Genomic DNA, 11,976 nt, shown 5'->3' with positions numbered 1-11,976 from the left:
CGAGCTTGCGAGCCTCGAAACCTGGTGAGCGGACGTCGAAGCGGCCGCCTACCCCGCGTGGGCGGCCTCCGAGGCGGCCGCCCACAGACCGGCGTAGCGGCCGCCCGCGGCGATCAGATCCTCGTGTGAGCCGTCCTCCACGATAATCCCGTTGTCCACCACCAGAATCCGGTGTGATGTCCGGGCGGTGTGCAGGCGGTGGGCGATGACGATAGTCGTGCGGCCGCTGGACACCAGCCCCATCGCCCGCTGCACCCGAGCCTCGGTGGCCAGGTCGAGGTTGGCGGTGGCCTCGTCGAGCAGCAGGATCGCCGGATCGACCAGCAATGCCCGGGCCAGGCTCAGCAACTGGCGTTGTCCCGCCGACAGCGATGTGCCCTGCTCACTGACCGGGGTCAGATATCCCTCGGGCAGTCCGCGGATGAACTCGTGTGCCCCCACCGCACGAGCGGCGCGTTCCACTTCCAGATCCGACGCCTCGGGACGGCCGTAGGCGATGTTGGAGCGGATGGTACCGCTGAACAGAAATGGTTCCTGCGGAACGAAACCGAGCTGGTGCCGATAGGCGGACAGGTCCAGATCCCGGAGCGGCACACCGTCGATGCGGACCGTTCCGGCGTCCGGATCGTAGAACCGGGCGACCAGTTTCATCAGTGTCGACTTGCCCGCGCCGGTGGTGCCGACCAACGCCACCACCTGACCTGACGGAATATGAAGCGACACATCGTCCATCACCACCAGGCCCGTGGACTCGTAGGCGAAGGTGACCTTGTGGAGGTCGATGTCACCGCGCAGTCGGCCCGGGACGACCGGTGATTCGGCCGCCGGCGTCGCCGACGGGGTGCGCAGCAGTTCGCCGAGCTGACCGGCCGCGACCTTGGCCTGCAACCACTGGTCGAACACCGACGACAGCTGCCGGATGGGTGCGAAAAACTGGTCGAGGTAGAGCAGGAACGCCACCAGCACACCGGCGGTGAGGGTTCCGTCGGCGAACATGCTCGCCCCGGCGCCGAGCGCGGTCGCCTTGGCGATGACGCTGAGCAGATCGATGAAGGGGAAGAATCTGGCCTGTAGCTCATAGGAACGTTCGCGCGCCGTGCAGTAGCTGTCGGCCAGGCCGGCGAACCGCTGTTCGTTGGCGCTCTGCCGGTTGTAGGCCTGGCTGACCGTGACCCCGTTGAGGCTTTCCTGCATGTCGGCGTAGAGCACGGAGATACGTTCGCGCGCCACCAGATACGTGCGTGTGGACTTGCGCCCGAACACCGTGGTGGCCACCACCAGCGGAACCAGCACCACCGACACGGCCAATGCCAGAGCGGGATTGAACACCGCCAGTACCACCGCAATGCCACCGCAGGTCAGCAGACTGACGAGCGCGGTCACCAATCCCTGTTGCAGGAGTTGGGAGAACGCCTCCACATCGGAGGTCATCCGGGTCATGATCTTGCCGGCCTGGTGCTGCTCGTAGTAGCCCAGCGAAAGCCGTTGCAGATGTGCGAAGGTGCGCACGCGCAGGCCGAACAGCATCCGTTCGGCGGTCCACTGGGTGAAGAACGTCATGTACCGCTGGTTGATCCAGATGAACAGTTGCAATGCCAGCAACGACGCCACCACGGTGTAGAGGACCGCCATCGAGTCGCGGGCGACGCCGTGGTCGACGCCGAATCGGATCAATGCCGGCCCCGCCAGCGAGGCGAGCGCGTCGATCACCACCAGCAGCACGCCCAGCGCGAGCGGCCGTGCGAACGGCCGGAACACCGCGCCCATTGTGAAATGACTGTTCGGTGCGGTCTGCTGCGCCAGGTCGACCTCGGGTTCGCCGGTCAGCGGGGGTAGCGCGGCGACGGCCGCCAGCAGTTCCGGGGATTCTGTCACCAGACTGCCGAGCCGGGCGCTGTCGCTGCCCGGTCCCCCTCCGCCCGCCGATGTCCGGGCCAGTGCGTCGCCGGCGAAACTACTGACCTTGGCCGCGCCGTCGCGGGACACATCGGTGGGCCAGGCCACCGCGTCCACCGCACTCACCCGGACCTCGCCCGGTGTGTCGAGTGCGTCGGGTCCGGTCATCAGTTCCCGGAACAGTGCCGAGCGTTCCTGCAACTCGTCCGGGGTGCCCTGGTCGACGATGCGGCCGCCGTCGAGCACCACCACCCGATCGGCCAGTTGAAGTGTCGAATAGCGTTTGGCGATCAGGATGGTAGTGCGCTGTGCCAGCACCTCGTCGAACGAACTGTGGATGGCGTGTTCGGTGCGGGCGTCGATGGCCGATGTCGCATCGTCGAGGACCAGGATGCGCGGATTGACCAGGGCGGCCCGGGCCAGCGCGATGCGTTGGCGCTGCCCACCCGACAGGGTGTAACCACGTTCGCCGACGACCGTGGCGTATCCGTCGGGCAGTCCGCAGATGAAGCCGTGGGCGTGCGCGGCGACCGCCGCCCGTTCCACCTCGTCGGCACCGGCGTCGGACCGGCCGAAGGCGATGTTGTCGCCGATGGTGGTGGAGAACAGGAATCCTTCCTCGAACACCAGCCCCACCGCACGCCGGACCGAGGCCACGGTACAGTCCCGCAGATCCTGGCCGTCGACGCGGATCTGCCCGTCGGTGGGGTCGTAGAAACGGGCCAGCAGCAGCGCGAGAGTCGATTTTCCCGACCCGGACGCACCGACGATCGCCAGCCGCTCTCCGGGTTCGACGCGCAGGGTGATGTCGGTGAGCACCGGCTCGCCGCCGGGGTAGGCGAAGTCGGCGTGCTCGATCTCGACCAGGCCTGGACCGGGGCCGATCTCGGGGGCGTCGGCGGGCTCGGACACCGCGGAGGTCGCGCCGAGCAGATCGAGCAACCGGGCCACCCCGGCGCGCGCCTGCTGGCTGGTGGTCAGGATGCTCGACAGGAAGCGGACCGGCGTGACCAGTTGCAGGATGTAGCTGGAGAACGCCAGGTACACGCCGAGCGTGATGTCGCCGTGCATCACCAGCAGCCCGCCGAGCGCGAGAACCCCGACCTGGGTCAGCCCGGGGAAGGCGTCGAGCGAGGCGGAGAACTTGGCGGTGATCCGCGCTGCCCGCAGCCGGGACCGGAACAGGGTGCGGGCCTCGGCGTTGAGTGTGGTCTGTTCCTGCTCTTCCTGGCCGAACGCCTTGACCACCCGCACGCCGGTGATCGCCTCCTCCACGACACCTGCCACCGCTCCCTTGTACACGGCGTCGGTGTAGCTGGCCGGGAACGTCCGGGAACGGAATCGCGCCGCCACCGCGAGAAACACCGGTACCGCGATCACCATCACCAGCGACAGCATCGGCGACAGGTACAGCATCACCACCAGTGCGCTGACGAGCAGGGTGACATTGCCGGCGAGCAGGCCGAGCTGTTGCAGGAACATCTGGATCAGGGTGAGGTCGCTGGTCGCCCGCGACATGACATCACCGGTACGGAATCGGCCACGGGCCCCCGCGTCGAGGTGCTGCATGTGCCGGTGGACGCGTTCTTGCAGGTCACGCTGTCCGCGTGCGGCCGCCCGGAATCCCACCGACCGGCGCAGGTATTGCAGACCGAAGCAGATCACACCCACCGTCAGCAGAATGGTTATCCAGGTGCTCAGCGACCGCTGGTCGGTGACGATGCAATCATCGACGATCCGTTGCTGGATCAGTGGAATGGCGGCCAGCGTCATCTGCGCCAGTACGGACAGCACAATTCCGGCATGAATACGGCGCAGGTTGGCCCGCCCGAGCAATGGCGCCAGCAGTGTGAGCGTTCCCCGACCGTTCTTCACCTTCAAGCTCACAGACATCAATCCCTTCGAGCGCAAGAATCTTCGATGTGTCGACCTCGATGCCCACCTTCGGAAACCGACGAGTCGGGGGTCATCGGACTATTCGACGCATTGAGAAACGTTACCCGACGCCACTACGCGTTAAACGGAATACCCACTGCCCCCATATGATTGGCAAGAACTACTCAATCGATCCGTAATGAATCTTAATCAATCATCCTTCGCCGCGATGCCCCCGGATCAGCGGACGCGATACCGGAAAGACGCGAGCTTCGGACCATCACCGGCATCGAACCGTACGGTCACCTTCCATCGACCCGGCGCGGGCACGATGAGACCATCGCTGCGCCAACTCACTACGCCGTTGTCGAGCTGCCGGGTCAAGGTCACCGGAAGCCGCGCTATGTCGGCCTCGATCGAGGACAGGTCGATACTCACCTCGGGCGCACCCTCGGCCGCAACCACACCCCCCGATGCCGGCCGGTAGCGCACCACGATCGCCTGATCGCCTCGCCGTACGGTGTCGATCTCGACGGCCAGTCGCCTGTCGACGCCGAAGTCCAACCCCGCCGTCACCTGTGTGGTGTAGCTTTCGCGGGCCGGTGTCGTCGAGGACAGCACGGCCGTGGCCGACGCGATCACCACCGCGAGCACCAGCTCACCCATGATGATCCCGTGACGCCGATCAGACCGTACATATCTGCGGTAGACCACCCACCCGAGGGCCACCGCGGCGATGACCACGGCGACCTTCACCAGCAGGAGCACCCCGTATGTGGTGGTGACCAGGGCATGCACCGGCGCGACCTGCAGCACCGCCAGAATCACCCCGGAAGTCACGACGAGCGCGACGTGCCCGGCCGCCACCCGGTGCCATCGCGCGATCCGGGCCCGCACCGGGCCGACCAGCGCCAGCACCGCGACCCCGCCGAACCACACCGACACCGCATAGACATGCACGAGGGTGTCGATGAAGGCCACCGGCCATCGGGTCGTCGATCCGCCGTGCCCACCGAGAGTGACCGCGAGCCACGCCGTTCCGGCGGCCGCGTATGCGGCCCACAGCCCCCCGCACAATCGCGTGATGCCCAGCAGCACAGCCAAGTTCGCGATGACAGCGACCGCCGTCGACCAGCCCGCCCCCGTCGCCAGAACATCGCCGACCGTACCGCTGTCGATCGTTGCGATCCCACCGCCCCGCGCGGCGCACAACAACACGAATCGACCCAGCAGACCCAGCAGCAGAACTCCGGCGCCGATCTGGTGCGTACGCGCGAATCTGTTGCCGGACAGTACTTCCGGCCACACCATCCGCGCGGCGAGCAGCAGACCGGCACTCAGTATCACACCCAGGTAGACCGCCGTCCGGGCAAACCAGCCCCAGCGCAGGTACCCACGACCGGCGGCCGGCGCCGCCGGCACCCCGCTCAGATCAGTCACCGAACCGACGGTGAACCGGATCGACAGCGACACCACGTGCGTGTCCGCCGAGACCGTCCGGACCGTCGCCAGGTAGGCGTTGTCGGCCAGCCGGTCCGCCGGGACCATCACGAGCCTGCGGTTGCCGTTCTCCAGCCGCACGCCCGACAGGCGGATCCGGTCACCGGCGGGGGTGATCACCGCCGCCGAGTCCTCGACGACGGTGACCGGTTCGCTCAGATCGACGATCAGCCTGTCGGGCGGCTTGTCGAAGTGTGCTCCGTCGGCGGGCGAGCTGGAGACGATGCTCGCGTGCGCCGCCGCGGGTGCCGCCGACGCCACCAGCAGTGCGCCGGTCAGCAGCGTCAGGATCAGCGCGGCGGTGGCCCGCAGCGCCGTGGTCATGACCGGGCCGGATCGCTCTCCCCGGCACGGGCCGACACGAGGTCGTCGTCGGTGTTGCCGCGTTCATCGGGCGCGCGATCCCCTGCGGCACCGGAGCCGGCGGCCCTGGCCCGCTGCCACAACGCCCCGCCCGCGGCCGCCGCACCGAGCGCCACGATCAGGGCCACGATGCCCAGCGCCCGCGCAGTCCAGTCCGTCGAATCCGTATCCGCAGCAACGGTACCGGCGTCGCCATGCGCGCTCTGCCCGTGTCCGTCATCATGGCCGGACGACTCGCTGAGCAGTACGGTCGGCGCGGGATGTTCGGGCTCACTGGCGTCGTCGAGAGCCTCCTCGTTCCACTGGACGACACTGCCGTCGCTGTAGCGCTGTTCGGTGGGCAACGACACCGAGTCGACACCGGTCGGCCACTTGCCTCCGGAGAAGGTGAACACACCGAATTCCGTTGCGCCCAGACCGTTGTCGGGGCTGTTTGCCGTCCACTCGATTCGGCTGACCCGTTGTGCCGCGCCGCCGGACCCGGTACCGGCCGGTTCGGTGCTGACGGTGGCGGTCCAGCCGGGTACCGGCAGCGTCCTGGCCGATGCCAGATCGATGGACTCGGGAATGGTCACCGTCACCGCCGTGGTGCGCGCGGTATCCGATTCGGTGGGCACGATCAGCCTGACCTGACCGTATCCGCCCTGCGCGGGTTGTACCGCCGAATCGGCGGACACATGTGCCGACGCGGTCCCGGCAGCACTCAGGCAGGCCAGGCCGAGCAGGCCGAGCAGGCCGAGCAGGCCGAGTGTGGCGATGGTCGTGCGCAGTCCACGACGTGCGCGCGGCCGGCGGGATGATGAGTGTTCTGTGGACATGACCGTCGACGGCCCTTTCGTTGGTGGGGAGATCGGTTATGGTGCCGCAACGCTGCTGCGGACGCGGTCGAGGTCGGCGAGCACCAGATCGCCGATGACCGCCTCCACCAGCCGCGGGATTCCTGTCGGCAGACTCGGCACGTCGCCGACGGGCAGACCGAAGCTCGCGTTGGCACCGATCGAGAAGACATGGATATCGGCGAGCCAGGGCGCCCGGCCCGGTTCGCGTTCGGTCAACTGATAGCCGGTTCCGAGATATGGGACCACACCGAGGATTTCCGATTCCTGTCCCTCGGGCGGGGTGTAGCGGTCACGCCACAACGCGATGTGTCCGGCGATCGAGGCCAGCTCGGTGCGGGTACCCGGATCCTGCTGGTATCCGGTGCCTGCGATCACGAAATCGTAGGTGGCGGCACCGTCTTCGGCCTCCACGAGCACCGCGCCGGCGCTCTCGTGCGCCGACAGCCAGGGCGCCGAGACGTGCAGTCGGTAGTTGGCGAACAGCGCCACCCGTTCCACCGAGTCCGGGGGGACGCTGGCACCGGCGGTGAGCGTCGCCGTCCGGCGCCGCCACCGCTCGTGGTCGGGCAGTCGGGAGAACACGTCCTGCACCAGACGGTTGATCGGTCCTCCGGCCGGGTCCGGTATCACCAACTCCCGGCGCCGGGTGTACACGTCGACGCTCGCCGCACCGGCCTCCAGAGCCGTTGCCGCCGCGTCGAACGCGGATGCCGCCGCACCCAGCACGGCCACCGACTTGCCCGACAGCGCCGCGAAGTCGATGGTGTCGGAGGTGTGCGCGAACACGGCCGGGGACAGACCGGCGACCACCTCTGGGATCAGCGGGCCGCCGGTGCCGGATACCCCCGTGGCCAGGATCACCTTGCGGGTGGTCTCCACCCACCGTGCCGGACCTGACGTCTGCTCAATCAGGTCGTCGACTCCACCAGCGCCGTCCACTCGGCTCAGGTGCAGCGCGAGGAGACCGTCGGCGATCGGCTCGATCGACTCCAGACGTACGCCGCGGCGTACGTCGACGGCCACCTGCTCACGAAACCAGTCCAGATAGTCGGCCCAGTCCCCGGTGGGGATCCGGCCGATCTCCTCGAAGGCCCCCGGGCCGCGGACCGCGTCGTACCAGGCCCGGAACGACAGGGCCGGTACCCCGAGTTCGGGGCCGGCGAGGGTTTTGGGGGTACGCAGGGTCCGCATTCGCGCCTTACTGCGCCAGGCGAGGCCGGCCGGCGTGGTGGCGGCATCGATCACACTGATCCGGTGCACTCCTCGCCGGCGCAGCCCGAACGCGGCGGCGACACCGGTCTGCCCCGCACCGACGATCACCACGTCGTGGTCGGCGCCCGCACGTTCGTCGATCAGGTTCACGGTGTCGTGATAGCCCAGGAGACGCAGTGATTCCTGCGCGTTCTCCGAGGCCGTCGTGTCCGAAAGTCCCGGCCCAGAGGAATCCGACCCAGAGGAATCCGGCCCAGAGGAATCCGGCCCGGAAATGTTGTCAACAGTCATGAGAATCGACAGTAGGCACAGTCGGCCGGCGAACAACCAAACTTCTTCTACGTGAATCATTTAGCGTCACAATGTTGACCGGTACCCGCCGACGACCGCACGATGAGGCCACCGCACTTGACAACAATTTCTGGAGATCATTGTGACCGACACCATCGAATCCCCTACCACATCCGAATCACCCGCCGCATCAACAGAATCGGCACAATCAGCCGGATCACGCAGCGCCCCGCCCGCGATCGATTCGCCCGAATTGGGTGAGATCATCACCGAAATCGCCGATGATGCCAAGCGGCGCAGACAGAGCGGCGGCGGGCGACCCGAACTGGCCCTGCGGCTGATCCGGTCCCATCGGCTCGGCGCGGTTCGTCTGCCCGTCGACCTCGGTGGCGCCGGCTACTCCAAGCGGGATCTGTACAGCCTGATCATCCGACTCGCCGAAGCCGATCCGGATGTACCGCACATCCTGCGTATCCATTGGGGATTCACCGAGGACCGGCTGCGGCTGCGCGGTCAGGAAAGCGACCGCCGGTGGCTGGCCGCCATCGCCGACGGCGTCGTCTACGGCGGGGTGTCCTCCGAACTCACCACCAAGACGGTCGGCACCTACAATTACGACACCACCCTCACCGTCGACGGCGACGGTTTCCGGCTCAACGGCAAAAAGTTCTACAGCACCGGCAGCCTGTACTCGGACTACCTTCGTGTCACCGCCAGCGACGATTCGGGAACGCAGCGGGCCGCACTCATCCCCGCAGACAGGGAGGGCGTCATCCATGTCGACGACTGGGACGGCATCGGCCAGGCCCAGACCGGCAGCGGCACCACCATTCTCGACAACGTCTATGTAGCCTCGGACGAACTCATCAACTTCGACAGTCCCGAGGACCCGAAACGGCCACGCGGCTCGCAACCGCAGCTGATCCTGCACGCGATCGCCGCGGGCATCCTGCGGGCGGTGGCTGCCGATGCGGCCGAATTGCTGCGCACCCGCCATCGCACTTATGTGTATGCGGCAGCAACGAAGCCGAACGAGGATCCGCAGCTGCTCGAGATTGTCGGACGGCTCTCGGCGGCCGCCTTCGTCACGAAAGCGACCGTGCTCGCCGCCGCTGACGCCCAGGACGACGCGGCGGCGTACGCCATCGAACACGGTGCCGTCTGCGACCACCGTGAACAGCGGGCCTCGCTGCTGGCCGCCAAGACGAAGGTCGGCATCGAGGACCTGGCGCTGAAGGCCGCGGGCGATCTGTTCGCGGTGGGCGGCGCATCCGCGACCCGGTCGTCGGCACACCTGGACCGGCACTGGCGCAATCTGCGGACCCTGTTCTCCCACAACCCGACTCCCTACAAGGCGCGGGTGATCGGCGATCACGTGGTCAATGCGGCCCCGATCCCGAAGGCAGGCTTCTTCTGAGCACGAACCCCGGGGTGGGACACGGCAGATGTCCCACCCCGGGGTTGTGGCGTTTGCGCGGATTTGGAGGCAGGTAAGCGGGGTTCGGCCGCAGGCGGGCCGCGGTGCATCCCTCAGGCCACCGACACCCACGACCCGGTGATCGAGGCCTCCACCTCCGCCCCGATCTCCTGCAGCACACGCACCGCGGCAACGGCGTTCGGATCCTCCAGTCGGCCGGCCCGGGTGACCACCTCGATTCGCCGGCTTTCCAGATCCAGTCCCTCGACGACGAGCGGGGCGTGGCGCTCGGAAACCGCCAGTGCCGGTGCCACCGCGACGGCGATCCCGGTGGCGGCCAGTTCGCAGATATTGGCCGATCCCACGAGTTGGTGGGTGATCCGCGGGGTGAAACCGGCCCGGTCGGCGGCCCGTAACAGCGCGATGTGCAGCCCGGAATCGGGCACGCCGGTGGCCCATTGTTCCTCAGTGAGCGCGCCGAGCCCACGGCAGCGGATGGTCGCATGCAGATGGCGGGGGGCGAGCAGCACCAACGGCTCGGTCAGCAGCGGTACGCTACGCAGGCCGGTGAGCGATTCATGGCGGCCGAAATCGTAGTCGCAGGTGATCGCCAGGTCCGCCTCCCCCTGTCGCAACTGCCGCAACGCACCGGCACGATCGACCTGCCGAAGCTGCACATCGATATCGGATTGCTCGGCCCCGAGTCGGACTGTCATGGGGGCGGCCAACAGCCGCACGCCGAGGTTGAACGAGGCCACTATCAATCTGCCCGAGGTGCGGTCGGCCGTGGCCGCGACGGCGCTCATCGCCTGGTCCACCGCCCCGAGGACCCGCCGGGCGTGCTCGGCGAGCACCAGGCCACCACGGGTGAGGCCGAGCGTACGCCCCTCCCGGCGGAACAGTGTCGCTCCGGCCTCCTCCTCGAGCACTCTGAGCTGCTGAGAGACAGCAGAACTCGTGATCGAACGGCGATCCGCGACGGCTGTCACGGTGCCCAGCTCCGCGAGGTCGCAGAGCAACATCATTCGCCGAAGGTCCAGCATGAGACGTCCTCCTCCATTGACGCGGCCAGGAGTCCCAGTATGGTGCCGATCCCGGCCCGCGCGACCGGTTCTACGCAGGGTGGAGAAATCTACCGCACTGCCTCACCGCGTATACGCGGCGTAGTGAGCCGCCCGTACGCTCGGCGCCAGTCCGCGAACCTGGAGGAATTGCGCGGCCCTCGCCCGCACCTGGGCGATGTCGGAGTCGAGCAGTGCCGCCCCACCGGCTGCCACCACCGCCGCGGTGGTGGCCCGCACCGCGAGTTCGTTGAGAGCGGCCCGCCACCGCGGATCGGGAAGCGGGGTCACCACAACCGACTCCAGTTCCGCCGACAGCGCGATCAGGTGCGCGTCGTCACCGGAGATGCGCAGTGCGTCGTCGAGGGCCGCACGGGCCAGTCCGTACGGTCCGGCCGGAGCTATCGCCGCCAGTTCGGTGTCGGCCACATCGGGGTTGAGGTGTTTGGCCCGCTGCAACTCCTGTACCCGGGTACCGTCACGGCGGCGGTATTCCTCGACGGCGACGACCTCGCTGACCAGGGCGTCGGGCAGAAAGTAGCCGTCGAGCGTCAGTTCGGCAGTGCGCGAACCGAATACGGCGGTCAACGGGAGGACCCGGCCGCTGATCGCCGGGTCGCCGAGGTAGCCGATGCCGAAGACGAAGTCCTCGCGCTGCTCGTCGACTGCGCCGAGCCAGATGATGTCGGTCAGGCCCCAGCCCGAATGCCAACCGATCGTCCCGTCGATGCGATAGCCACCGGCGACGCGGGTGGCCACGGTGCCGCGGCGTTTCGGCCAACCCCGCACATGTCCCATACCGGCGCCGCCGATCAGTTCTCCGGTGGCCAGACCCGGCAGCAGTGCGAGCGCTTCGTCGGTTCCCGCGGTGACGGCCGGCAGTACCGGCGCGCCGTGCTGGGTGACGATGGTCGCCGTCGAGGGATCGACGCCGAAAAGCAGGTTGTTCACCGCGTTCACCACTCGCGGAGGAACTTTCAGGCCACCGTATTGTTCCGGGACGAACAGTCGGTGGTATCCGAGCTCGCGCAGCCCGTCGATGTGGGAGCGTGGCACCTCGGTCCGGTCGACCTCCACGGCTCGAGGGGCGAGTACTTCATCGGCGAAACGGGCGAACTCCCGATATACGGGATGCGCGGTGGGATCGGTATCGGTTGCGGGTGAATCGATGTCGGCTGCGATGGTCATACCAGTCACCGTACGTTCGGACCGATCGGCCCGCGCGAATTCTTTTCCGGCTAATTATTTCCCATCGGCTTTGCCACCGTCAACAAGTGCTACACGTTTCGCCGGACAACACCTGAAAAGTGATTCTTCTATACGAATTGCGTAGCCGGAGAGCATATATAGCCCGGCCGTCCGTTCATTCGGCTCATCTTTCGGGACCACGGTGAGTTTATCCATAGGCCCACCCACTCCACCCCCCTTACCTTTCAATGGCAATCCGTGGCAGGGACTCCGGGCCCGTACATGTGCACCCAAGGACCTTCACGACTCACAGACCTTCACGACTCACAGACCT

At 67.4% G+C, this 11,976-nt stretch carries 7 protein-coding genes; 1 reads left to right on the top strand and 6 read right to left on the bottom strand.

What is annotated here, in order from left to right; all coding sequences use genetic code 11:
* Window positions 1-48 precede the first annotated feature (48 nt).
* From GII31_RS04450 to GII31_RS04435, 4 genes are all read right to left on the bottom strand, one after another.
* Window positions 49-3,783 (bottom strand): ABC transporter ATP-binding protein, encoded by a 3,735-nt coding sequence (locus GII31_RS04450; protein WP_260840304.1) that lies wholly within the window; start codon window positions 3,781-3,783, stop codon window positions 49-51.
* Between the two features lie 228 nt (window positions 3,784-4,011).
* Window positions 4,012-5,595, bottom strand: coding sequence for a copper resistance CopC/CopD family protein (locus tag GII31_RS04445; protein ID WP_213247158.1), 1,584 nt, complete (start codon window positions 5,593-5,595; stop codon window positions 4,012-4,014).
* Window positions 5,592-6,452 carry a YcnI family copper-binding membrane protein gene (locus GII31_RS04440; RefSeq protein ID WP_213247156.1) on the bottom strand — a complete coding sequence of 287 codons (861 nt, stop codon included), beginning with the start codon at window positions 6,450-6,452 and terminating at the stop codon, window positions 5,592-5,594. Before GII31_RS04440 ends, GII31_RS04445 begins: the two co-directional genes overlap by 4 nt.
* A 36-nt stretch (window positions 6,453-6,488) precedes the next feature.
* Complete coding sequence (locus GII31_RS04435) at window positions 6,489-7,976, bottom strand: FAD-dependent oxidoreductase (protein ID WP_213247154.1); 1,488 nt, start codon at window positions 7,974-7,976, stop codon at window positions 6,489-6,491.
* A 262-nt stretch (window positions 7,977-8,238) separates the two neighbouring features.
* Here GII31_RS04435 and GII31_RS04430 point away from each other — a divergent pair, with 262 nt between their 5' ends.
* Window positions 8,239-9,393: an acyl-CoA dehydrogenase family protein gene (locus tag GII31_RS04430; protein WP_246222254.1), complete on the top strand. Its 1,155-nt coding sequence runs from the start codon at window positions 8,239-8,241 to the stop codon at window positions 9,391-9,393.
* A 113-nt stretch (window positions 9,394-9,506) separates the two neighbouring features.
* On the opposite strand, the gene GII31_RS04425 is transcribed toward GII31_RS04430, so the two are convergent.
* Complete coding sequence (locus GII31_RS04425; RefSeq protein ID WP_246222107.1) at window positions 9,507-10,418, bottom strand: LysR family transcriptional regulator; 912 nt, start codon at window positions 10,416-10,418, stop codon at window positions 9,507-9,509.
* A gap of 120 nt (window positions 10,419-10,538) precedes the next feature.
* Window positions 10,539-11,642, bottom strand: coding sequence for an acyl-CoA dehydrogenase family protein (locus tag GII31_RS22465; protein ID WP_213247150.1), 1,104 nt, complete (start codon window positions 11,640-11,642; stop codon window positions 10,539-10,541).
* Between the last annotated feature and the right edge of the window lie 334 nt (window positions 11,643-11,976).

The organism is Gordonia pseudamarae (assembly GCF_025273675.1).
Lineage (GTDB): Bacteria > Actinomycetota > Actinomycetes > Mycobacteriales > Mycobacteriaceae > Gordonia > Gordonia pseudamarae.
The sequence above is the reverse complement of the archived record's forward strand: the minus strand, read 5'-3'. Positions and strand labels throughout refer to the sequence as shown.

Excerpts from the sequence above, each read along its gene's own strand:
- GII31_RS04445 (WP_213247158.1), bottom strand. The coding sequence starts at position 5,595 with ATGACCACGGCGCTGCGGGCCACCGCCGCGCTGATCCTGACGCTGCTG.
- GII31_RS04440 (WP_213247156.1), bottom strand. The coding sequence starts at position 6,452 with ATGTCCACAGAACACTCATCATCCCGCCGGCCGCGCGCACGTCGTGGA.
- GII31_RS04435 (WP_213247154.1), bottom strand. The coding sequence starts at position 7,976 with ATGACTGTTGACAACATTTCCGGGCCGGATTCCTCTGGGCCGGATTCC.
- GII31_RS04425 (WP_246222107.1), bottom strand. The coding sequence starts at position 10,418 with ATGATGTTGCTCTGCGACCTCGCGGAGCTGGGCACCGTGACAGCCGTC.
- GII31_RS22465 (WP_213247150.1), bottom strand. The coding sequence starts at position 11,642 with ATGACCATCGCAGCCGACATCGATTCACCCGCAACCGATACCGATCCC.